The sequence below is a fragment of the Zarconia sp. genome (assembly GCF_057467645.1).
The window spans coordinates 1-21659 of sequence record NZ_JBRJXU010000180.1 but is presented as its reverse complement, the minus strand read 5'-3'; the positions used below and the strand labels follow the sequence as shown (position 1 = coordinate 21659).

Annotated in this window: 24 protein-coding genes; 15 read left to right on the top strand and 9 right to left on the bottom strand. The window is 50.8% G+C overall.

Translation table 11 applies throughout. The features are described from left to right. Positions 1–198: 198 nt before the first annotated feature. A complete protein-coding gene (gene mnmA / locus AC2215_RS27005) occupies positions 199–1308 on the bottom strand; it encodes a tRNA 2-thiouridine(34) synthase MnmA (protein ID WP_486813165.1) in 1110 nt (369 codons plus the stop codon). A 205-nt stretch (positions 1309–1513) separates the two neighbouring features. Between mnmA and AC2215_RS27000 the strand changes: the two genes are divergently transcribed. The 4 genes from AC2215_RS27000 to ruvC all read left to right on the top strand — a co-directional run bounded on the left by AC2215_RS27000 (position 1514) and on the right by ruvC (position 6019). Next, entirely contained in the window at positions 1514–1936 is a 423-nt protein-coding gene (locus tag AC2215_RS27000; protein WP_486813136.1) for a hypothetical protein, read from the top strand. Positions 1937–1976: 40 nt separating this feature from the next. After that, a complete protein-coding gene (gene lspA, locus AC2215_RS26995; RefSeq protein WP_486813135.1) occupies positions 1977–2444 on the top strand; it encodes a signal peptidase II in 468 nt (155 codons plus the stop codon). Between the two features lie 617 nt (positions 2445–3061). Beyond that, complete coding sequence (locus AC2215_RS26990) at positions 3062–5338, top strand: transglycosylase domain-containing protein (RefSeq protein ID WP_486813134.1); 2277 nt, start codon at positions 3062–3064, stop codon at positions 5336–5338. A 180-nt stretch (positions 5339–5518) separates the two neighbouring features. Further along, a complete protein-coding gene (gene ruvC / locus AC2215_RS26985) occupies positions 5519–6019 on the top strand; it encodes a crossover junction endodeoxyribonuclease RuvC (protein WP_486813133.1) in 501 nt (166 codons plus the stop codon). Between the two features lie 74 nt (positions 6020–6093). On the opposite strand, the gene AC2215_RS26980 is transcribed toward ruvC, so the two are convergent. From AC2215_RS26980 to AC2215_RS26970, 3 genes are all read right to left on the bottom strand, one after another. Beyond that, positions 6094–6525 carry a DUF4864 domain-containing protein gene (locus AC2215_RS26980; RefSeq protein ID WP_486813132.1) on the bottom strand — a complete coding sequence of 144 codons (432 nt, stop codon included), beginning with the start codon at positions 6523–6525 and terminating at the stop codon, positions 6094–6096. Positions 6526–6952: 427 nt separating this feature from the next. Then, complete coding sequence (locus AC2215_RS26975; protein WP_486813131.1) at positions 6953–8680, bottom strand: succinate dehydrogenase/fumarate reductase flavoprotein subunit; 1728 nt, start codon at positions 8678–8680, stop codon at positions 6953–6955. Positions 8681–8855: 175 nt separating this feature from the next. Next, positions 8856–9164, bottom strand: coding sequence for a hypothetical protein (locus AC2215_RS26970; RefSeq protein WP_486813130.1), 309 nt, complete (start codon positions 9162–9164; stop codon positions 8856–8858). 286 nt (positions 9165–9450) lie between these two features. On the opposite strand from AC2215_RS26970, the gene AC2215_RS26965 reads away from it, so the two are divergent. From AC2215_RS26965 to AC2215_RS26945, 5 genes are all read left to right on the top strand, one after another. Continuing rightward, a complete protein-coding gene (locus tag AC2215_RS26965; protein ID WP_486813129.1) occupies positions 9451–9678 on the top strand; it encodes a DNA-directed RNA polymerase subunit omega in 228 nt (75 codons plus the stop codon). A 79-nt stretch (positions 9679–9757) separates the two neighbouring features. Beyond that, positions 9758–10387: a hypothetical protein gene (locus AC2215_RS26960; RefSeq protein ID WP_486813128.1), complete on the top strand. Its 630-nt coding sequence runs from the start codon at positions 9758–9760 to the stop codon at positions 10385–10387. Positions 10388–10513: 126 nt separating this feature from the next. Continuing rightward, the gene (locus AC2215_RS26955; protein WP_486813127.1) at positions 10514–10879 is read left to right on the top strand and encodes a DUF1818 family protein; all 366 of its coding nucleotides are present in this window, start codon (positions 10514–10516) and stop codon (positions 10877–10879) included. 896 nt (positions 10880–11775) lie between these two features. Next, positions 11776–12531: an alpha/beta hydrolase gene (locus AC2215_RS26950; protein ID WP_486813126.1), complete on the top strand. Its 756-nt coding sequence runs from the start codon at positions 11776–11778 to the stop codon at positions 12529–12531. 106 nt (positions 12532–12637) lie between these two features. Continuing rightward, positions 12638–13339, top strand: a complete 702-nt coding sequence (locus tag AC2215_RS26945; RefSeq protein WP_486813125.1) for an alpha/beta hydrolase — start codon at positions 12638–12640, stop codon at positions 13337–13339. Here AC2215_RS26945 and AC2215_RS26940 read toward each other — a convergent pair. Then, positions 13336–13476, bottom strand: a complete 141-nt coding sequence (locus tag AC2215_RS26940; RefSeq protein ID WP_486813124.1) for a hypothetical protein — start codon at positions 13474–13476, stop codon at positions 13336–13338. The genes AC2215_RS26945 and AC2215_RS26940 overlap by 4 nt on opposite strands. A 32-nt stretch (positions 13477–13508) precedes the next feature. Between AC2215_RS26940 and AC2215_RS26935 the strand changes: the two genes are divergently transcribed. Together AC2215_RS26935 and AC2215_RS26930 are read left to right on the top strand one after the other, a co-directional pair. Continuing rightward, positions 13509–13910, top strand: coding sequence for an MAPEG family protein (locus tag AC2215_RS26935; protein WP_486813123.1), 402 nt, complete (start codon positions 13509–13511; stop codon positions 13908–13910). Between the two features lie 129 nt (positions 13911–14039). Next, entirely contained in the window at positions 14040–14369 is a 330-nt protein-coding gene (locus AC2215_RS26930) for a hypothetical protein (protein ID WP_486813122.1), read from the top strand. Between the two features lie 356 nt (positions 14370–14725). Here AC2215_RS26930 and argS read toward each other — a convergent pair whose 3' ends face one another. After that, complete coding sequence (gene argS / locus AC2215_RS26925) at positions 14726–16483, bottom strand: arginine--tRNA ligase (RefSeq protein WP_486813121.1); 1758 nt, start codon at positions 16481–16483, stop codon at positions 14726–14728. 309 nt (positions 16484–16792) lie between these two features. Between argS and AC2215_RS26920 the strand changes: the two genes are divergently transcribed. Both AC2215_RS26920 and AC2215_RS26915 read left to right on the top strand, forming a co-directional pair. Next, a complete protein-coding gene (locus tag AC2215_RS26920) occupies positions 16793–17188 on the top strand; it encodes a hypothetical protein (RefSeq protein WP_486813120.1) in 396 nt (131 codons plus the stop codon). Positions 17189–17236: 48 nt separating this feature from the next. Continuing rightward, positions 17237–17572, top strand: coding sequence for a glycosyltransferase (locus tag AC2215_RS26915; protein ID WP_486813119.1), 336 nt, complete (start codon positions 17237–17239; stop codon positions 17570–17572). Here the strand turns inward: AC2215_RS26915 and AC2215_RS26910 are convergent. Continuing rightward, a complete protein-coding gene (locus tag AC2215_RS26910) occupies positions 17569–17814 on the bottom strand; it encodes a DUF6737 family protein (RefSeq protein ID WP_486813118.1) in 246 nt (81 codons plus the stop codon). The genes AC2215_RS26915 and AC2215_RS26910 overlap by 4 nt on opposite strands. A gap of 55 nt (positions 17815–17869) precedes the next feature. On the opposite strand from AC2215_RS26910, the gene AC2215_RS26905 reads away from it, so the two are divergent. Next, the gene (locus AC2215_RS26905; RefSeq protein ID WP_486813117.1) at positions 17870–18049 is read left to right on the top strand and encodes a hypothetical protein; all 180 of its coding nucleotides are present in this window, start codon (positions 17870–17872) and stop codon (positions 18047–18049) included. Here the strand turns inward: AC2215_RS26905 and AC2215_RS26900 are convergent. Then, on the bottom strand, positions 18043–18957 hold the full coding sequence (locus AC2215_RS26900; RefSeq protein ID WP_486813116.1) for an SPFH domain-containing protein: 915 nt from the start codon (positions 18955–18957) through the stop codon (positions 18043–18045). The two genes, AC2215_RS26905 and AC2215_RS26900, sit on opposite strands and share 7 nt — an antisense overlap. Then, complete coding sequence (locus tag AC2215_RS26895; protein ID WP_486813115.1) at positions 18954–19253, bottom strand: hypothetical protein; 300 nt, start codon at positions 19251–19253, stop codon at positions 18954–18956. The genes AC2215_RS26900 and AC2215_RS26895 overlap by 4 nt, the downstream gene beginning before the upstream one ends. 395 nt (positions 19254–19648) lie before the next feature. On the opposite strand from AC2215_RS26895, the gene AC2215_RS26890 reads away from it, so the two are divergent. After that, on the top strand, positions 19649–21659 hold a 2011-nt coding region (locus tag AC2215_RS26890), incomplete at its 3' end, for a heavy metal translocating P-type ATPase (protein ID WP_486813114.1).

The window sequence follows — 21659 nt, the reverse complement described above, 5'->3', positions numbered from 1 at the left end:
GAATATCGCTGATATATCCCAAACACGAAGCTCAATTCATCGCCCGCGAAGGCGGTGCGAGATCGTCAAAACGTCTTCAAAAATACCTTCAAAAACGCCTCAATCTAAAAGTCCTCTGCAAATTTGTGACACCCTGTCTGTTCCGTCACGGGCGAGCGCGTTTCGTTCTCAAAGATAGTCGGTATTTTCCTCTTACCTTCAGCCTTGCATCGGACTTGGCTTTTTGATAATCCCGCCTCCTAGCAATACGTCATTATCATAGCAAACCGCAGCCTGTCCGGGGGTAATTCCAAATTCCGGTTCGTCGAAGGTAATTTTGACGCAATTATCGTCCAGGGGGAGGACGGTTGCCGGGGCCGGATTCGATCGATAGCGCACCCGAACCTGAGCGCGAATGGGGGTTTGTGGGGGTTCGATCGACACCCAGTTCATTCGCCCGGCGATACATTCGGACTGGTAGACCCGATCGCGATCGCCCACGATGACCTGGTTGCGTCCGGGGTCGAGAGCCACCACGTAGAGGGGGTGGGGGGCAGCAATTCCCAATCCTTTGCGCTGCCCGATGGTGTAATGGTGGATGCCATCGTGCTGCCCTAAAATGTTGCCATCGCCATCGACGATATCTCCGGTTTTGGGGGCGAGGTATTTATCCAAAAAAGTGCGCATGGAACCGTGGGATTCCACCAAACACAAATCCTGACTTTCGGGCTTATCGGCGGTACTCAGGTTGTATTGCGCGGCCAGCTTGCGGGTTTCGGATTTGGGATATTCCCCCAGGGGAAAGACGCAAGCTGCAAGTACGTCTTGGGTGAGGTTGTAGAGAAAGTAGGACTGGTCTTTATTGAGATCGACCGCCCGTAACAACTGGATGCGACCGGTTTCCTCGTCGCGGCGCAGGCGGGCGTAATGTCCCGTGGCGATGCGATCGATTCCTAACGTTTCGCGGGCATAATGCAACATCGGACCGAACTTCACGGCGCTATTACACTGAGAACAGGGCAGCGGCGTAATCCCATCTCCGTAACCCGAGACCAGATAATCGACAATATTGGTTTGGAAAACATCTCGGCTATCGACGATTTGGTGCGGTACGCCCAATTGCTCGCAAATGCGACCCGCATCGACCATGCCTTCCGAGCAGCACTGACCCTTGCCTTTCATCAACCAAAGGGTTAAGCCCACCACCTCATATCCTTGGTGGTGCAAAATGGCGGCAGCGACGGAACTATCGACGCCACCGGAAAGACCGACAACAATCTTGTTCATCTTTTTCGTTTTTGTTTGCCGAGACCGTCCGGACTCAGATATCGTCTCGATCGAGTCAATGAAGTACTCATTTGTCCCGGATTTTCAACTCAGGTTTTCTAAATTTAGCCGGGGATAGACTTCAAAAGCTCGATTAATTTAATATTGCTTTCCTTCTCGTATTGTGACATAGTATCGACCGCGTCCCGATCGAGGAATCGGAGCGAATTTAAAATCGATCGCGCTCGAATCGAAGGAGGTTTCAGACGTGCAGCAATCCGATCGCTCTGGGACATCCGGTCCTGGAGAACTAAAGCCCACAGACGATCCGTTACGAATTATCGAACGAGAGCGCAATCTCCGGGCGAGTCGCCTGGCTGAGGCGCTCGTCGAAACCGAATGGGAACGGGTGTTGAGGGCACTCGATGCCCTAGATGTCGATTCGGGAGATCGCATTGCCGCCGCTCGATTGGTGGGACAGTTCCAGATTCTCGATAAACTGGTGCAAGCATTTTCCGAGGGCAGTTTGAGTTCCGACTATGAAATTGAAGCCCCCTGGCGGCAAAAGCTCATCGAGCGGGTGGTGGAAAGTTTCGAGTTGGATTTCAACCCCTCGTCACCACCCCGTCGATACCGAGGACTCGCCGAGCAACTTGCACAAGCGTGCGGTTTGGAAGTCATTGAAGATTGACAATCCCTCGGCGGCATCCAGACAAACTCGAATCGTACCTATGAGAACCATCAACAAAAATCGTTTCTTTTGGATCGGAGCCTCGATCGGTCTAATTTTAGATCGGCTGACCAAATACTGGGTGGTACAAAACTTTACCCTCTCCCAAAGCATTCCCCTGTGGCCGGGGGTTTTTCACTTCACCTACGTCACGAATACGGGAGCGGCATTTAGTTTGTTTTCCGGGAGTGCGTGGTTGCGGTGGCTGTCGCTGCTGGTGAGTCTGGCTTTGATGGCCTTGGCGTGGTTCGGTCCCCGATTGACGCGCTGGGAACAAGCCGGATATGGTCTAATTTTAGGAGGTGCGATGGGTAATGGCATCGATCGCTTTGCCACTGGGGAAGTGGTGGACTTTCTCGATTTTCGGTTGATTCGATTTCCGGTATTCAACCTGGCCGATGTGTTTATTAACGTTGGGATTGTCTGTTTGCTCGTTGCCATGTGGCATCAGTCTTCTGAAACCCAATAATGTCGAATTCGGTGCAGCACTTTGAAAAAGATTAGATTTTTAGATTCTCAATTCAATTCCCAACATTCTTCATAACATTAAAGTCAGAAGTCGAGTACTTCACCACAGATGTGATGGTAGTTCGTTGAGTGGGGGTTATCTTCCCGTGCCGATCCAGAATTGGGTCGGTTTAGGCACGGGGAAGTTACCTTTACCGCCGATCTCCATCGTGGTTCAGTACTCGCCGACCGATCTAATCCCAGAATCTTGGGAGATTTCAACTCGAAGCGGATTGTATCTGGCACGTCCACATCCCGAACGCCGAAATCCGCCGACTCTCTCAATATCTGCGGAGATCGATGAATACAGCGATCTCGCAGAGCGCTCAATCTCACAACGCGCAGTTTTCTCCCCCACCTCGCCGGTGCTTCCCATACTCCCCCAGCTCGCCAACACAAGTATCTTAAATAGACATCCGTTCGAAATCAAAAGTTCAGACAATTTCTAGACCGAAGTCATGAATTTATTCTCCCTTTCACCCTTAAGCCTTGACCTTTAACCCTTTTCTTCCAGATGTCTAATATCTTGAAGATCGCTATCACGCACAGTCGAATGCAGAAGATCGCAACCCGAAAGCCATGACTTCACCCCAGCCCCCCCAGAACTCGAACCAACCCGATACCCAACCCCCCAAAACCTTTTTGGGGAAAGTGACCCAAGTGGTCAAAAAAGCGGTGCGGGTGGATTTTAACAAACTCGAACTCAAACCCGATGCCCGAGTTCCCGAACTTTGGGTGCAAGAAGGCGACCAGAGCAAAGCCCAAGTTTATCCTCTGCTGGGCGATCGCTACTTGGTGGGGCGATCGTCGAAAGCTTGCGATATCGTCGTTCGCAGCGATAAGGTCAGCCAAACCCACGCCTCCATTTCCCGAGATAGCCGCCAGCGGCGCGCTCCCTTTACCCTCACAGACGAAAAGTCCACCAACGGCATCTACCGGGGACGGCGACGGATTAAAGAAGTGGAACTGCACCACGGGGATATCTTCACCCTCGGGCCGCCGGAACTAGCTGAGGCGGTGCGCGTTCAATTTGTCGATCCGCCCCCCTGGTACGTGAAAGCGTTTCGCTGGAGTTTGTACGGGACTGGCAGCATCACGGCGTTGGTGGGTCTTTGGATTGCTTACGAGTGGACGAAAATTCCCGTGCGTCCCCTACCGCGATCGGTCAACGGACCGGTGGTGGTGTATTCCCGCGACGGCCAGGCGTTGCGCCAGCAAACTCAAACCGCCCACATCGAGAAGAAACGATTATCGGAATTTTCCCCCTACCTTGCCGATGCGGCGGTAGCCTCGGAAGATAGTCGCTTTAACTGGCACTTGGGCATCGATCCCTTGGGAATTTTGCGGGCAATCTGGACGAATCTCGGCAGTGGGGAAATTCGCGAAGGGGCTAGTACCATTACCCAGCAGCTCGCCCGCAGTTTGTATCGGGATTACGTGGGAACATCCGATTCTGCCGGTCGCAAGCTCCGAGAAGCGGTGGTGGCTCTGAAGTTGGAGACATTTTACAGCAAAGACGAGTTGCTCCTGCTGTATTTGAACCGGGTGTTTTTGGGTCTGGATTTGTACGGCTTCGAGGATGCGGCGCGGTTTTATTTTGGCAAGTCCGCTGCGGATTTAAATCTTTCTGAGGCGGCGACGCTAGTGGGGATTTTGCCGGCTCCGAATAGTTTTAACCCGATTCAAAACTATCAGCTGGCCGTGGAGTACCGAGATCGAGTCATCGATCGCATGCGGGCCATGGGAACCATTTCCACGGAGGAGGCGAATCGGGCGCGGCGATCGCGCATCGAAATCAATCCCAAAGCGCAGGAAATTCTCCAAAGTACGATCGCCCCCTATTTTTACGATCGCGTTTTTGCCGAACTCGAAGAATTGCTGGGGGTGGGGTTGGCCCGCGAGGGGAATTTTATCGTCGAGACGGGACTCAATATCCGCTTGCAAGCCCTAGCGGAAAGTACCATCGAAACTGGAGTGAATACCCTGGGGGCGACAACGGGTTTCTCTCAAGGTGCCCTTGTGTCTATCGATACTCGCGATGGAGAAATTCTCGCCCTCACTGGCGGCGTAGATTACCAACAAAGTCAGTTTAACCGCGCCACCCAAGCCCTGCGGCAACCGGGATCGACCTTTAAGGTGTTTGCCTATGCCGCAGCCCTCGAAGACGGATTTTCCCCCGGCAAAATTTACTCCTGTGCTCCCCTCTCCTGGCGAGGTCAGTCTTTTAGTGGTTGCGAGCGCACTGCGGGAAGCGCGACGATGTACCAGGGATTGGCACAGTCGGAAAATTCTGTCGCCCTGCGGGTGGCGCAAGATACGGGACTCGATCGAGTGGTGCAGATGGCCCGGAAAATGGGCGTTACCGCCGATCTCAATCCCGTCCCCGGCTTGGTGTTGGGGCAAAGCGAAGTGACGCTGCTGGAGATGACCGGGGCCTACGGGGTGCTCGCCAATCAAGGCTGGCTCAATCCCGCTCATGCCATCCGTCGGATACTCGATAGCAGCGAATGCACCGATCCCGATGACGTCAAAACCTGTCGGGTGATTTACGATTACGAGCAAGAACGGCGCAACAGTCGCCGCGCCCTTTCTCCGGAAGTTTCGTTTACGATGACGGAGTTGCTGCGGGGGGTGGTACAAAATGGTACCGGCGCGAGTGCCTATTTAGGCTTAGATGGGGCGGGCAAAACGGGAACCACCAACAATGGAGTGGATTTGTGGTACATCGGCTACCTCCCCAGTCGAGCGGTGGCGACGGGGGTGTGGTTGGGCAACGATGATAATACCCCCACCTACGGCAGTAGCGCTCAAGCCGCTCAGGTTTGGAAGGATTACATGGGGCAGGCTGCGAGGTGATTGGGGGACAGGGGGACAAGGGGACAAGGGGACAAGGGGACAAGGAGACAAGGAGACAAGGAGACAAGGAGACAAGGAGACAAGGAGACAAGGGGACAAGGAGACAAGGGGACAAGGAGACAAGGGGAGCAGGGGGAATGGGTAGAGAATCTATGTGCGATCGAACCGGATACGTTGTAGATGAGCGATAAAGACGAAATAACGCGAATTCTCGGTATCGATCCGGGATTGGCAACGGTGGGGTTTGGGGCGATCGAATGTACGAAAACCTCCCAAAATTTCGATCGGGTGCGAGTTCTCGATTTTGGCATTATCAAAACCCCAGCCAAACAGGAAATCGGACAGCGGCTGAAAACGATTTACGAGGATTTACACGCCTTAATCGAAGCCTTTAAGCCAGATTTAGTTGCGGTGGAAAAGCTTTTTTTCTATCGCATGGGCAATACGATTTTAGTGGCTCAAGCACGGGGGGCGATCGTGTTAGTTTTGGCGCAACGAAACCTCAAATGGGTTGAGTTTACCCCGGCTCAAATTAAGCAGGCACTGACGGGATACGGGAATGCCAAAAAGGATGAAGTGCAGGAAGCGGTGGCACGGGAGTTGGAGTTAGAGGTGATTCCCAAACCCGATGATGCGGCGGATGCGCTGGCGGTGGCACTGACGGCGTGGTATCAGGTTTAGTTGGCCGATCTTAACCTCAGTTTTGGGTGAGAGTGGGGAATGGGGAACAATTGATTCAAACGATAATTCAAAGCTTAACGGGCTGGATTTTTATTTTTTTCCAGGACATCAATTTTCCACTCTTCTCCTTTTTTGATGATGTCCGCTTTCAGGGGAACTTCTCGTCCGTTTGCCAGAACGACGTTTACATCTAATGTTTTACGATTATTAGCGCGATCGGGAACGGGCATCGAAACTCGCTTGTATTTATCGAGTTTATTGGATTTGATAAATTTTTTAAATTTAGCTGGAGGAGTACGAGATTGAAATTTAGGACTCGTCATCTCGTAAGCACCATCGAGATTTCCAGCAATCACCAACTCAAAAAAGTCGGTAAGAACGCTGGTTAGCTTGCGAGTTCCCAGAAAAAAGCGAAAGGCAAAAAATGCCCAGGCTAAGACCACCGAACCGGCCGCGATACCCACAGCAATTTCTATATAAATTAAATATGGTTGAATAGCTTCCATTGTTTCTTAATGTTATTTCGATCGAATTTTACTAGAACTCTAGATTTTAAGTAAAGAACGGGCAAAATATTTTAATAATATGCTGAGTTAAAGCTTTCTAAGGATTATTAATTTGGAAATATATTCGATAGATTTAGATTTCGATCTTCCAAAAAAGGGAAAGCGACAGTTATATTGGGTAAAAATATTTGTCGCTGACTGTAGTGGAAAAATCCAATTTCTGTAAGGCGATGGTATTCCTCGATCGTAAATATCTTCTGAGTTGCTAAAGTCATCGTTTTATCGAAGCTTAGAAATTACGCCACGTGCAACTTGTTTATCCAAAACCTGACCCCACGGGGGAATGTGGAATTGGGGATTTTTCCCCTTCCCCCTTCCCCTTTGACCCCGAGCGAGAGGATTTTGGAGAATTAAGTTGCACATGGCGTTAATACTTCCGTTCCTGAGGTTCGAACATCGAAATCGCCACCGGCATTCCGCCAATTTCAATCCCTGCCGGAGAATAATAAGCCAGGGTATGTTTGAGGAAGTTCTCATCATCTCGGCTGGTAAAATCTTCCCGGAAATGTGCCCCCCGACTTTCCCGACGATTCAGCGCTGAAGTCAGAATGGTTCGGGCAACCACCATCAGACTATTCAACTCCATCGCTTCGATAATTTCCGTATTCCAAAGCGTACCTTTATCATCCAAATACACCTGCTGGCATTGCTGCTGCAACTTCTCCAACTGCTGCATCCCCTCACTCATCAACCCATCGCTGCGGAATACACCGCAATGTTCGCTCATGGAATCCTGCAACGCCTGACATACTGCGTTAATCCGGTATTCGCCACTGCGATCGAACAACCCCTGTATCTGCTGTCGCGCCTCTGCCAAATATCGTTCTTCATCCACCTGGGGTAACTTGCGATTTTGCACGTCTGCGGCGATCGAACTTCCCGTGACTTTGCCATATACCACGCACTCCAGCAGCGAGTTACTTCCCAAGCGATTCGCCCCGTGTACCGACACGCAGGCACATTCCCCGGCGGCGTAGAACCCGTCTACCAAGCCTTCCGCACTACTGCGAACCTGCCCTCGGGTATTCACCGGAATTCCCCCCATGGAATAGTGGGCGGTGGGACGCACGGGAATCGGTTGATACACCGAATCCACCCCCACCAGCCGATGGGCTTCTTCCCAGGCAAAGGGAATTCGACTCATAATCTTTTCTTTGCCCATGTGGCGCAAGTCCAGATGCACGCAAGCCCCGCCCCCACTGCCATCGGCATTGATGCCTCGTCCCTGGCGAATTTCGGTGGAGATCGCCCTGGAGGTGATATCGCGCGGAGCCAACTCCATCTTACCGGGAGCGTAGTTTGCCATAAACCGATCGCCCTCGGAATTAATCAAATAGGCCCCTTCTCCCCGGACCGCTTCGGAAATCAGCACGCCGACGGGATACAACCCCGTCGGGTGGAACTGGACGAACTCCATATCCTCCAGGGGAATCCCCGCCATCGCCGCCATCGCCAACCCGTCGCCGGTGGAGGCAAAATCGTTGGAGGTGGTATTGAAAACTCGGCCGTATCCCCCGGTGGCGAACATCACGGCTTTCGCCCGTACCACCTGGATTTCTCCAGTTTCGATGTGGTACATCACTACGCCCTTTGCTTCCCCATCTTCGAGAATCAGGCGCATCACGTACCACTCCTGGTAAATCTGCACCCCGTAGCGACGCAGGTTATTGACTAACTCGTGTAGCATCGCATGACCGGTTTTATCAGCCGCGTAGCAGGTGCGATTGTGGGAATGACCGCCAAATGCCCGTTGGGCGATGCGTCCGTCCTCCAGGCGAGAAAACAGCACCCCCATATGTTCCAAATCGATGACGACATTGGGGGCTTCGCGGGTGAGGATTTCCACCGCATCCTGGTCGGCGAGATAGTCGGAACCCTTGACGGTATCGAAGGCGTGGGCTTCCCAACTGTCAGCATCGTCTACGTTTTTCAAGGTCGCGGCGATTCCCCCTTGGGCGGCGACGGAATGCGATCGAATCGGGTGAGTTTTGGCGACGACGGCAATCTTTAAACTGGGATCGGTCCGGGCAATTTCCACCGCAGCCCGACTCCCGGCGAGTCCGCCACCGACAATAAAAACGTCGTGTTCTAGCATTGTTGAATATCTTAAATGGAATGCGCTATATCTGGTGAGTTCGATCGAGAAAACCCAAGAAAACGAGATTAGAAAATGGGAATGTAGAAAGATAATAAAGACCGGACAATGACTGACGAGGGAGTTTCTCGATCGTTCCGGTCTCCTTTTCCTTTATCTTTTTGCGCGTTTCTCGTCAGGCTTGAGCGGGCTTCTTTCGACTTCCCCGACGAGAGGCGAGTGCTGCTTCTTCGGCGGCTAGATCGACAGCTTCTAACTCAATATGATTGAGTAATGTGGTCACAAATGCAAATAATAAGAAGGGTAAAGAAAGCACTAAAATTAGCCCCACGGTTAATAACGCATAGGTTTCGCGGGCGCTACTCCATAATGCTAAAGCTGCAGCCAAACTTAGAAAAATTACAATTAACCAAATGATGATTTGACCGTAAATATCACCGAAAGATAGAGTGCAAGCTACACGATATTTTTGAAGTTTATCCATGAGGCTCCTTTGATGTATGTCGTTTGTTTTATCTAAATTAAGCCTTACGATCGAATTGGATGTGATTTTTAAAATTTTTTAAAGGTATATGGCGGATAATGACATATATGTGCAAGAAATTTAATAATTTTCAATGTTTTGATAAATTCAAATATCAAATTGCTCTGACTCATTTAGGTCAATGTCCCCACCTGCCACACCCAAGTCATGCTTCGCACCCGATCGACCGTTTCCGGTACACTAGAGACATTCGTCGATCTATCTTCAACCACACCCTCAAAAACTTATGCAAAAACGCAATACCCTCGATACCCACCACTTAATGCGTCGGGCGGAAGATTTAGTCAATGCCGCATCCAATCGCTATCGGATTACCGTTCAAGTGGCGAACCGAGCCAAGCGTCGCCGTTACGAAGATTTTGAGAATCTCGAAGATCCGATGATGAAGCCAGTGATGCGAGCCATCATCGAGATGTCCGACGAACTCACCAGCACGGAAATTATCGGAGAATAGACTCGTGAGACGATGGGGGTCGGGCGTGGCAGGGCGAAGAGAGTCTCAGGGGCAACTCAAGTCCGCGAACGCGAAACACATGCGATCGAACCTTTCGCGGATTGTGGCGTCACTGTTGGGTTTTGGGGCGATCGCATTGGGACCGTTCGAGACGATCGCATCTTCGGCAACAGACCCAACATCCCCCTCGAATCCACCCCCAAATCCACCCCAAATTGCCCAGCGCATCCGGGTTCGGGATGTATGGCCGCAAGTGTACGAGCAGCTACCGAACCTACCCATCGAAAATGAATACATCGAAATCGAAACCGGCGAAGTCGATCCCGACGATACGTTAATTAGCCGCTTAATTCGGTATCACGTTTACGTCAAAGGTCGTCCTCCCCAGTATCGTTTGGACTGGAAGCTTACCCTGGCGGACTATTTGGGAGCCAACGATTTAATGTTTGAAGGGGTGTATCCGGGGGGCAACAAATTCGATCGCAATCCCCTCTACGGCGATCGAGAAGCCATCGCTAATCTCAGCCGTGCCGAACGAAATGCCCTCGTTCACACCCTTACCAGCCTCTTCAATCCTCAATATTTACCGCTACTCGAAGCCGCAGCCCAACCAGAGGAACCCCCAGCGACGATCGATCGCCCCACTCAGAACGATCGCACCCCTCCCCGCCAGCCTCAACCGGGAGATGTTGAGTTATTACTTCCATAGGGTATTTTGCGGGCTTTGGGAGCTTCGGGAGTAGAGGAATATCGTGGGAGCATCTTGCTCCCGTTCCCCCCAATCCTTCCATCTGTGCATCATCTCCTTCCCCCATTCCCCATTCCCCATTTCCCCATGAGTCGTATCGTTAAAAGTCAATCGGGTTGGCGCTTGGGTTGGGATGCAACGGCTGTTGAATTTAAGGGATTGGTGGGTGCGGATGATTGGGCGTTCGAGCTGACAGAGGAGGAATTTCGGGACTTTTGCCGTTTATTCGATCGACTCGCCAGTACCATGAGTCAGATGAAAAGCGAGTTGATGGATGAGGAAAAAATTACCTGCGAAGCCGAAAGCGATCGACTTTGGCTCGAAGTTTGCGGTTATCCCGATGCCTACAGCTTGCGTCTGATTCTGAATACAGGTCGTCGGTGCGAAGGGGAATGGCTGCCAGAAGCGGTTCCGGGTTTGTTGCAAGCTACTCGCACCATCGAGGTGTTTTGAGATAGATTGTTCGCATCTCTTCATTGGAATAGCCTAACGCGAGGGGTTGCGATCTAGCAGTCGCCATATTGGTAAGGTCACAATTGACTGCGGGCTTCGGAGGCGACCGGGGGAAGACTTCGGCCAAATTACACAATTATCCGGTGTTGTCCTAACCGCACCGGCAGTTGCCATAGAACCGAGGCTCTCCCAATCGCAATGTTCTAAAATGTTTAGACCCTCGGTTGGCAATTTGTGCTTAACTAAGATTAAGACTGTCCTGACCGAGAGCCTCAAGTCAATATTTGGTTAACGTGACGTCCAGAGTAGATCTCAATGGATACTCGCTTGCCAAGAGTTTTTAGACAATTTCTGCTTTATTCTTGCTTTAAAACATCGTCAAAAATTAACGACTTTAAAGCAAAAAAATAAACGATTAGTTGGTGTTTATATTGCATCAAAAATGCAATATAAAATTACTTAATTTAATAATTTTATTTCGATTTTTTAGAAATTTTTTGAAACAATAAAACGAATCGCACCCTCGTTCTACAAAAAAACATTGATTTTTATCCTAAAATAGCAGTCAGCTAGATCGATTCAGCATAAAATCAAACAAAGCGAATTAATCATACAATATAAATATTAAAAATTTTCTTCATCTGTTTCACTTTATAAAGTGTCCCATTAAAAATTACAGAGTAAAGAGTCGAAACGTCGTGCCATTGTACAATATCTAAAAGCAGCATATCCATTGTTCGGGTTGTGAGCGAGTCCACTGTATCTGTAAAATCATGTCTCTAAAACTACCTCAATTTTTAAGCCCACTTACAAAAGCAGCATCTAAGTCTATCTTTCTCGGTCGTTCTCTGTTACTTGGAGCAAGTCTTGGAATCTTTGGCTTTTGCTCCGGTGCTATGGCGATTGAATCCATCATTATTCGATATCAAAATGAGGAAGTGACCATCACCTTCGACGATATCAAAAACTTTTCAGCGGGTGATGTCGTTCCCGAAATTGAAGACTTTCTCCGGGCACAAGACGATCGAGTTCAAAACACCGCAACAGGTGTCTCCACCGATATCGTCCAAGTACTGCGATCGGCCCTGCGCGAAGAAATCACCATCAGTTCCAGCTTCCGCGATGATATTGAAGGTTTCCTCGACAGCAGCACGGGGGAATTTCTCCTGGTTCAACTCGATCGGGTGATTAGTGGTGCGGGGGCAAGTACCCGACGCAGCGTTGACGACCTGGAAATCGCAATTACCTCCGCTATTGATAACGACGGTTTCATCTCGGCATTGGAACTGATCGAGAAATTTCCCCAAGATACGGTTCGCATTGATGCGAGCGGTTTATCCAACGCCGTTGCGGATGTCAAAACCTTTGTCGAGCAAATCGAACCCATCCTGCAAACCGTGCGCAACGTTTTACAAGATGTCGTTTGCGACTGTGAGGATCTAGACAGCAGCGTACCCCAAGACGGTACCCTATCGGCGAGCAGCGCATCGGGTAAAACCTGCAATACCAGCCACACCGCCACCGAACCCTCTGTCGAATCGGAAAGCGAACCCGAACTCGCCACCGAACCGGCTGCGCTTGAGGTCACAACCCAAATTGCAGCGGAACCGGACGACACAGGAGAACAGGAGAGCCTCTCCTCTCAAAAATAGATCTTCCCCCATCGATCGAAAAAGTAGAGAAGACCGGGGACGAGGAGCCATCTGCGATGCCCCGAGTCCCAACTCTTATCCTGTCACCTGTTTATAGAAGAAAATTATGTCGTTTTTTACGAACAATTTGGTGCGCCGGTGCCGCCGCCGCGCATCAAAGTTGCTGTCTGTGGCTAGCATTGTCTCCATGGGTACGCTTTCAAGTGTTGCCCTCCCCGCTCTGCCAACCGTCGCCGCCGAGAATGTCGTTCTCACCTACGGAATTTTCCAGAGAACCGTGTCTGTTGAGTCTCTGCGGAGACTCGCCGAAACCGGAGAAACGACCCCCACTCTCGATTTCGTGTTCAAGGCCACCAAAACGCCTCCCGCAGCCGCTCAGAGCGTTCTGAATGCCAAACTGGGGGTGAGCTTGGGTTTCGTTGACGATGTTTTTTACTCGCTACCGGGGGAATATGCCCTGTTCCAGCTCGGTCAAATCTTTTTTAACAAAGCTCGATTTGCCGAAATTCAAGCCCTAAGAGCGGCATTTATCTTATCCGTGAGCGAAGATAACGAGTTGACACTGCTGGAATTTTTTGAAAAGTATCCCAACAAAGAGCTGTACGTAGATGGGAGACTGCTGTCTGAGGTGGCCAGAACCGTTGCCAATTTTGTGGAAGATACGGGTCGAAGTCTGGCGGTTCCCCTTGCGGTGATCAAAGATCTCCTCGATAATCTCGTGTGCGAGTGTGTCGTCGAAGGTGCCCTTCCCTTAGAGGAATTAGATGGCGAACTTTCGATCGAATTAGTGGAGTCTTTGTCACCTTAGTTTTCGCTGCAGCCGATGGGAATGGGGTTGCGCGATCGCTCTGTCTCGATTAGGACTGTCGATCTCGAAACTTTTCCCATGCAACCCCATTCCATCACTAACTCTCGATCTCCTTGATACTGTTCTGTAACCTTCATACTCAACCCTCATTTACAACACACATTGAAACATGATTTATCCCTGGACGAGTTTAGTCACTGTTGCTGCTTTAATTGTTTACTTCGTGGTGACCGTTAATGTCGGTCGCGCTCGAATGAAATATCAAGTGATGCCCCCTCAAATGTCGGGAAATCCCGATTTTGAACGAGTGGTTCGCGTCCAGCAAAATACCCTAGAGCAGTTAATCTTATTTCTACCGGCTGTTTGGTTATTCTCGATCTTTACCAATCCGATTTGGGGCGCGGGAATTGGTTTGGTTTGGGTTATCGGGCGGATTATCTTTGCCTGGGGATACTATCAAGCCGCCGAGAAACGAACGGCAGGTTTTGCGATTAGTACCCTAGCAACCCTTACCCTTTTACTGGGAACGTTGGTGGGAATCGTTCTGTCTTTGGTACAAACTCAAGCTTAATCGCGAACGTCAGCTCTTAAATGGCAAGTTTGTGCGATCGAGATCGATGTTTAGCAAAATCCCCGAGAAACGAGATCCGATCGCACTTTTATATCTTTGCTTGAACGATCGCCTGATGGGAACTGGTTTATGAAAGCTCGCGATATTATCAAACCCGGCGAAAATGTCATGGTCATTTTTACCCATGGCTATCTGTTTCAAATCCATGACGATAAAACCGGTTTAACGGGGGAATGGAAAATCAATCCAAATCGTCATGTCGATCGGGTGATTATCTATCATCGCGACGACGATATGAAAAATACTGTCTATGTCGCCGATCGCGCTGGAGTTGAACCCGCCCAACGGGAAGGGCGATACAACATTCAACTGGCTCACGTTCAATATGTGGGTACGACCTCTCTCAATTGGCGTGAATTTGCCGAAACCACCCAGAACTCCATTCGATATCTTCCTTAATTTCTTCTTCGGTCTGGCAAATGACGATCCCAACCCATTTTGTTCGCCAGATTGTCGCAATCGATCGATTTTTACCTAATATCTTTACATAACTTTAGGTTTGACGATTCGATCGAGCTGATTGTTACCCTCAATAATTGAGAATGGAGTCATTTGGAGAACGAATTGACGGGGTTTGGGGGATGTGATAGTTTTCCTAGAGGAGAAATTATACTGATTTATAGTACAAAAAACAAAAATATCCCTGAAAAAAGTCCTCCTCTCGCCACGGGTAGACGCTCGATTGTCGAGCAGCAAACCTTCAATACCAAACCCACTCTTCATTATTCATTGTTAACTATTCATTGTCCATTGCCCTACATCCGTTCCAAAACCTGAATTCCCAACAACGACAAACCCAACTTCAACGTGCGAGCACTCAAATCGCACAACATCAAACGAGAAGTTCGTTGCGGTTCTTCCGCTTTCAAAACCGAACATTGCTCGTAGAATTGATTGAACTTTTGACTCAACTCAAATAGATACTGACATAAACGATTCGGCAGCAATTCTGCCGCTACGGTATCGAGAACTTCACTCAAACTCAACAAATGTTTAGCTAACGTTAATTCCGCCTCTTCAGTGAGTCCAATTTTGACATTTTCTCCCAAATTCGCAAAATCAATTTCTCCCCGGCGACTGATGCCTTGAACTCGCACGTATGCATACAAAAGATAGGGGGCGGTATTTCCTTGCAACGCCAGCATTTTATCGTAGCTAAAAACATAATTGCTAGTGCGATTTTGGCTTAAATCCGCATATTTGACCGAACTCAACCCCACCACTTGGGCCACGTGGGAGATAAAGGCTTCGGTTTCCGTGCGCTCTTCCGCTTCCAGGCGTTGTTCCAAATCCGTGCGGGCGCGGACGATCGCCTCATCGAGCAAATCTTGCAATCGCACCGTTTCCCCAGCACGGGTTTTCAACTTTTTACCATCTTCCCCCTGTACCAAGCCAAAGGGAACGTGAATCGCTTCAACCGTCTCGGGAATCCACCCCGCCCGTTTCGCCACTTGAAACACCTGAGCGAAGTGCGTTCCCTGCCCCGCATCCACAATATAAATCAGTCGAGTTGCCCCATCTTCGGCGATGCGATACCGCAGGGCTGCCAAATCCGTCGTCGCGTAGTTGTAGCCGCCGTTAGACTTTTGAATAATCAGGGGTTGCGGCTTACCTTCCCGGTTGGTGTAGCCTTCGAGGAAAACGCACTTCGCCCCCTCATCCTCCACCAACAAACCCAGTTCGTCTAATACTTCGACAATTTGAGGCAGAAGGGGATTGTAAAAGGACTCCCCCCGTTCGGTGAGGTTGATATCCAACCCATCGTAAATCTTCTGAAACTCTCGCCGCGACTGTTCGCACAGGAGTTGCCAGGCTTTGCGGGTATCTTCATCTCCCCCTTGCAGTTTCACCACCGCATCTCGAGATGCAGCTTTGAAGTCTTCATCTTCATCGAAGCGCAATTTCGCTTTTTTATAAAATGCCACCAAATCGCCGATATCCAGCGCATCGGCAGTGGTGAGTGCATCGGGATATGCCTCCCGAAGGTAGGTAATCAGCATCCCGAACTGGGTTCCCCAATCGCCGACGTGGTTGAGGCGGAGAACGTCGTGTCCTTGAAATTCGAGAACGCGGGCAATACTATCGCCGATAATGGTCGATCGCAAATGTCCCACGTGCATTTCTTTGGCAATGTTGGGACTGGAAAAATCGATCGCCACTTTTTGGGGATTTTCGACGGGGGCGATTCCCAGGCGATCGTCCGTTTGCATCCCTTGGAGTTGCCCTTCCAAATACGCTGGCTTCAGAGTGAGGTTGATAAATCCGGGACCGGCAATTTCTGGCGTCTGGCAAATATCGGCAACGTCGAGACGATCGATAATTTTTTGGGCGATGTTACGAGGTGCTTGTTTGAGGCGTTTGGTTAAGGACATGGCGACATTGGATTGGTAGTCGCCGAATCGGGGATTACTTGCAGGAACGATGATGGGGTCGGTTCCCGAAAGTTCGTCACCGAACGCCGCCACGAGAGCTTTGTCAAACCGAGTTTCGATCGTGCTGAGGGTGGATGTCATCAAAAATTACTGGGTGTGAAACCCCGTCCTAGAAGGACGGCTTTACAAGTAGCCCGTTTGCACGAGCGAGAATTCGGACGTTGCGGATCGAGAACTGTCCGAGTCTTTTCCAAGTACGTACCAGGATTAGGCTCTATGGTGTAGTCAAGTTCCGGCAGTTGTTGCCTACCCAAGCTCCGTCCTACGCGCAGGCGGAGTTACCTTGACGTTGGGAAATGGTATGATTAGCTCGGCAAGCAAGGTTGCCCCTACTTAAAGTTACGAACTTAAGTATCAACTAATGTATCAAATCGGGTGGACGGATCGATCGTGGGATTAAGGGAAAAGCGCATCATTCACCAGCTACAGAACAAGACGATACCCGCTTACGAGGCTGCGTGGGCGAAAAAAGCCGGTACGAAGATAACTCTGCAGGTTGATTGGGATAGCTTTTCAGGCTGTAATGAAGAAGTATTAGAGCGGGTCGAACGACTCGGTCTCAAAAAAATTTCCGAAGCGATCGATGGTGTTTGCGTCGATAATTTAGGTAAAGAAGCGCTTCAAGAAGGGTTAAGTTTAGTTTATCTCAAACACGTTAACGATCGTGCAAGCGTTGCAGCTTCGATGGCGAGTACGACATTAAAAGTTTGTGCGAATTTCTCGGATCTCTACAAAGGGTATGTATCCGAGTTTACAATTCAAGAAGTCTTAGAAAATGGTCTGTAATCGAGCGTTTTTCAGGTAAAATTTCGCAAGATTTCTATTCTCATCATCATGAGAGATAAAAATTTTACCTTGAGTTTTCGAGTCAGCACGTTGACGTTGAGTTGCAAGTTTTATTGGCATCGTTCGAGTTCGTTCGATGCTGTCTTTGACGAAGGAATTCGAGATGTCGTCTGCGATGGGAGGAACGGGTATCGAATTCAACCCTACGACGCCCACCAATTTGCTCGGGTAATTGGGGATATCCTCGACTCGAAATTAGAATATTTGAGCGAATCGGCTTATCAATTTGCGATCGAAAACTTTGCGTGGGAAACTTTAGGCGATCGCTATATCGAGTGTTTGCAAAAAATTGCCGCAAAATCGATGATGCAACACGACCTCTAACTGGATTTGAGATTGGGTCCCGTTTCTTGAGACTCCAGATAGCGAGCCATCAACGAAGGCCATACCAGCAAGAAAAACCCCATCCAGATCGAAATCGGAATCGCCACGAGTACCGTCACCCAAATTCGATGCAGTAACAACCAGCTACCGCTAATCAGGGTCGTACCGGTGAGAAGAATCGACCACGGTTGACACCACCAGGGTTTGTAATGCCACGGATTTATCGAGGGGGAATCGGACATATTAGACCTTTGGAGGGGAAGGGGGAAGGGTTAAAGGGGAAGGGAATACGATGATGTGCTGATGCTAACTCCCTATATTTTCTCATGCGATCGCGTACAAGAGGCGATCGCACTTCATTCCTCACAACACGTCAGTACGGGTGAAGGATGTTTGAAAGTCCAGCGAGGCAATGTGGATGGGAGTCATGGGTACAAAAACCCCCACACCCTACCCTCACCCGAAACTTTTTATTGATTTTCCGTTGCCGACACCACCGGACTCGTACCGCCCTCAAATATCGGTACGGGGGCTTCTCCACCCGAATACATCGGCAACACCCCATTCCACTTTTCGATCGCTTTTTCTTGCAATTCCAACTCCCGCAGGCGGATACTCGCCGAAGTCGCCGAAGACTGCTGAATTCGGGCAACCTCCGCATCCCCTCGGGCTTCTTCAACTTTACGTTCGGCTTCTGCTTTTGCCACTTCCAGTTGAGCTTTCGCCGCTTCGGCTTGCTGTTCGGCTTGGAATCGGGCGGTAATTTGGGCTTCAATTTCCTGGGCAAATCGGGGTTTGCTCACGAAGCCGATGGAGTCGAAGGTTACTCCCACCGCATCGAATTTCCCGTTCAAGCAACTTTGCACGTTCCCCAATAATTCCGCCTGCTTTTCACCGATAATATTCTCCGGCTTGAGTCCCGTCGCCGCCGTGTTAAAACAATTGCGGGTTTCGCTGCGCACCAATGTCGCCTTAAATTCGTTCGGGTCTTTGAGATATTTGCCGTAGAAGAGCTTAATTTTCTCCGTATCGAAGAAATAAGACAGAGACACATCTGCATTGACGGTGGTTCCGCCGACACCAAAGGAAATACTTTCATCCACGGGAGAGCCTTCTTCGGTGGATGCCGTCAAAATATAATACTGCACGTGATCGGGAAACACGATCACTTCTTCCGTGTAGCTGTTGTACCAAACTTTACCGGTGCTAATCGTGGCATTTTGGACCCCGCGATTTTCACCGTACAACTCCACTTTCAATCCCACGTATCCAGCGGGAATGCGCTTGCTAGCCGTACCGGGAACCACACCGCACGATGCGGCACCCAATCCCATAAATCCAGTTAATACGGCAGTTGTCCAAAAACGGCGAGAGAAAAGTTTCATCGACATGACCTCTTAGCGTCTAGAAGTTTCAAAACAGTCGTTTTGCCTGCGATTTCGTCATCGGGAAAGGCTTCTTGGAGCTGCTTTTGTCTGGCTCTGGCATCGGCAACGCGAGCGATCGCATATCCGGCAGATGCACCGGGTATTGCCAGCAACCCGGTGAAGTAACAAAAAACACCTAGTCCGACTTTGGCGTTACTTGGAGAACTGACAAGATTCGCCGCCGTTCCCAACAGCCAAAAGCAAAAAACCAGTTCCAGACATCCCGTGACGATCCATTTACTGATGGTTTTCATATCTGCCTCGTTCGAGAGTGGAGGCATCGAGAAGAGCGCCTCGGTTCGGAGTATCTTCAGTATGGTTGCCACGGCGTACACACAGCGAATTTGTGTATGAAGATTCACGCTGTGTATCGCCACATTCGACAGTTCTCCGAAAGGGGGTGGGCTTACAGGTAGTCGTTTTTTTAGATTCCGGTGAAATGGGGAAAGGGAGGCAAGGGAGGCAGGGGAGGCAGGGGAGGAAAAACCCAAGAAATTTCGTGTGAGTTCAAAAGTGCGATCGCGCTTTTCTATTGCCCAAACCCCACACCCAAACACTAGAAAAATACTCTTACAAAAACCAGCAACCCGCGACGGCTGGGTTTAAAATCGGTGGTGTCGATTCGAGAGCCCATCCCCTTCTAGGTTGTATGCTGCAAACTTCCCCTTCCAGAGAACAAATGCCCTCTGCTGCTGCCGTAGCAACCACCACCCTCGACGTGGGAGGGATGCGATGCGGGGGGTGCGTCAAAGCCGTCGAACGCCAACTCAACGGGCTACCGGGTGTAGTCAAGGCGGCCGCGAACCTCACCCTCGAAACCGCTGCCGTCGAATACCAACCCGACCTGATCGGTCCCGCTGACTTTGCCGCCCAACTGACCGCAGCCGGATTTCCCAGCCAACCCCGCCATCCCGATGCAGACCTCACCGCTGCAGATTTAGAAGCCTCGGAAGAGCGCCATGCCGCCGCCCTGGGAGAACTGCGGCAACAACTCCTCGTCGCCGCCATTCTGATTTTTATCTCCACCCTCGGTCATTTGGAAATGCTGGGATTTCCCGCCATTCCGGGCTTTAGTAATATCTGGCTTCACTACGCACTCGCCACCGCCGCCCTCCTCCTACCGGGTCGCCCTATCCTCGTCGAGGGCTGGAAGGGTCTGCGCCACAACGCCCCGAATATGAATACCCTGGTGGGGTTGGGGGTGCTGACGGCGTACCTGGCGAGTAGCGCCGCCCTGTGGTTCCCCCGACTGGGTTGGGACTGCTTTTTCGACGAACCGGTGATGCTGCTCGGTTTCGTTCTTTTGGGTCGTGCTTTGGAAATGCGGGCGCGAAATCGAGCCAGTGCCGCCCTGCGAAACTTGATGGGGTTACAACCACCAAGCGTGCGCTGGGTTGCCAATCCCGAAGATGTCACGGAAGGCAAAATCGTCAACTTACCGGTGGCACAGGTGCGGGTTGGGGAATGGCTGCAAGTCCTTCCCGGTGAAAAGATACCCGTGGATGGGGAAGTGGTTTCCGGTCAAACGACAGTGGACGAGTCGATGCTGACAGGGGAACCGATGCCGGTTGCCAAACAAGCTGGGGATGGAGTTACGGCGGGAACTTTGAATCAGTCGGGGGCGATCGTGGTGCGCGCCCTGCGTACTGGTAAGGATACCACCCTGGCACAAATCGTGGAATTGGTACGGGAGGCACAAACTCGCAAAGCCCCCATCCAGCGGTTTGCCGATACCGTGGCGGGATACTTTACCTATACGATGATGGGGGTTGCCGCCGGGACGTTCCTATTTTGGTTCTTCATCGGTACGAACCTCTGGCCCGATGCCCTCGCTAACGCCCGCGAGTTTCCTGCGATGGGACAGGTTCACGCTTCACTTCCCCACCACTACTCCCCCCTGCTGCTGAGTCTCAAACTCTGCATTGATGTTTTGGTGGTGGCTTGTCCTTGTGCTTTGGGTTTGGCGACACCGACGGCGATTCTGGTGGGAACGGGGATTGGGGCGAACCAGGGTTTGCTCATTCGTGGGGGAGACGTACTCGAAGGGTTACGATCGCTCGATACCGCCGTTTTCGATAAAACCGGAACCCTGACCACCGGGCAACCCACCGTCACCGACTGCTACGCGATCGCCCCCTGGAATCTCCAACAGCTACTACAACTGGCGGCATCGGTGGAATTGGGAACCCAGCATCCCCTGGCAACGGCGATCGTCCAAAATGCCCGAGACCAGGAAATTCCTCTACTGGCCGGGCGGGACTTCCAGACTATACCGGGATTGGGAGTCTCTGGCACGATCGAACTTGAAGGGGAAGCACTACCCGTCCTGGTCGGCAATCGGGCGTGGCTGGCCCAAGCGGACATCGCTATCCACCCAGAAGTACAACCCCCCAGCGAAAATTTCGCCCAGAGCGGTAAAACAGTAGTTTACGTCGCCGTTAACGGAAAAAATGTTGGCGCGATCGCGATTGGAGATCGGCTGCGAGAGGGGGCAAAATCAACGGTAAATCAGCTTCAACAAATGGGATTGCAGGTGATGTTACTCACGGGCGATCGCCCCGAAGCCGCCCGCACCATCGCCGAGTCTCTGGGAATTCTCCCAGAAAACGTCCTCGCCGATGTCCGTCCCGAGGGCAAAGCCAAGGCGATCGCTGCCTTGC

What these genes read in the sequence shown, in the direction of transcription:
- lspA (WP_486813135.1), top strand. Translation starts at nt 1,977, where the DNA reads ATGAGAACCATCAACAAAAATCGTTTCTTTTGGATCGGAGCCTCGATC.
- AC2215_RS26990 (WP_486813134.1), top strand. Translation starts at nt 3,062, where the DNA reads ATGACTTCACCCCAGCCCCCCCAGAACTCGAACCAACCCGATACCCAA.
- ruvC (WP_486813133.1), top strand. Translation starts at nt 5,519, where the DNA reads ATGAGCGATAAAGACGAAATAACGCGAATTCTCGGTATCGATCCGGGA.
- AC2215_RS26980 (WP_486813132.1), bottom strand. Translation starts at nt 6,525, where the DNA reads ATGGAAGCTATTCAACCATATTTAATTTATATAGAAATTGCTGTGGGT.
- AC2215_RS26975 (WP_486813131.1), bottom strand. Translation starts at nt 8,680, where the DNA reads ATGCTAGAACACGACGTTTTTATTGTCGGTGGCGGACTCGCCGGGAGT.
- AC2215_RS26970 (WP_486813130.1), bottom strand. Translation starts at nt 9,164, where the DNA reads ATGGATAAACTTCAAAAATATCGTGTAGCTTGCACTCTATCTTTCGGT.
- AC2215_RS26965 (WP_486813129.1), top strand. Translation starts at nt 9,451, where the DNA reads ATGCAAAAACGCAATACCCTCGATACCCACCACTTAATGCGTCGGGCG.
- AC2215_RS26960 (WP_486813128.1), top strand. Translation starts at nt 9,758, where the DNA reads ATGCGATCGAACCTTTCGCGGATTGTGGCGTCACTGTTGGGTTTTGGG.
- AC2215_RS26955 (WP_486813127.1), top strand. Translation starts at nt 10,514, where the DNA reads ATGAGTCGTATCGTTAAAAGTCAATCGGGTTGGCGCTTGGGTTGGGAT.
- AC2215_RS26950 (WP_486813126.1), top strand. Translation starts at nt 11,776, where the DNA reads ATGGCGATTGAATCCATCATTATTCGATATCAAAATGAGGAAGTGACC.
- AC2215_RS26945 (WP_486813125.1), top strand. Translation starts at nt 12,638, where the DNA reads ATGTCGTTTTTTACGAACAATTTGGTGCGCCGGTGCCGCCGCCGCGCA.
- AC2215_RS26940 (WP_486813124.1), bottom strand. Translation starts at nt 13,476, where the DNA reads ATGAAGGTTACAGAACAGTATCAAGGAGATCGAGAGTTAGTGATGGAA.
- AC2215_RS26935 (WP_486813123.1), top strand. Translation starts at nt 13,509, where the DNA reads ATGATTTATCCCTGGACGAGTTTAGTCACTGTTGCTGCTTTAATTGTT.
- AC2215_RS26930 (WP_486813122.1), top strand. Translation starts at nt 14,040, where the DNA reads ATGAAAGCTCGCGATATTATCAAACCCGGCGAAAATGTCATGGTCATT.
- argS (WP_486813121.1), bottom strand. Translation starts at nt 16,483, where the DNA reads ATGACATCCACCCTCAGCACGATCGAAACTCGGTTTGACAAAGCTCTC.
- AC2215_RS26915 (WP_486813119.1), top strand. Translation starts at nt 17,237, where the DNA reads ATGAGAGATAAAAATTTTACCTTGAGTTTTCGAGTCAGCACGTTGACG.
- AC2215_RS26910 (WP_486813118.1), bottom strand. Translation starts at nt 17,814, where the DNA reads ATGTCCGATTCCCCCTCGATAAATCCGTGGCATTACAAACCCTGGTGG.
- AC2215_RS26900 (WP_486813116.1), bottom strand. Translation starts at nt 18,957, where the DNA reads ATGAAACTTTTCTCTCGCCGTTTTTGGACAACTGCCGTATTAACTGGA.
- AC2215_RS26895 (WP_486813115.1), bottom strand. Translation starts at nt 19,253, where the DNA reads ATGAAAACCATCAGTAAATGGATCGTCACGGGATGTCTGGAACTGGTT.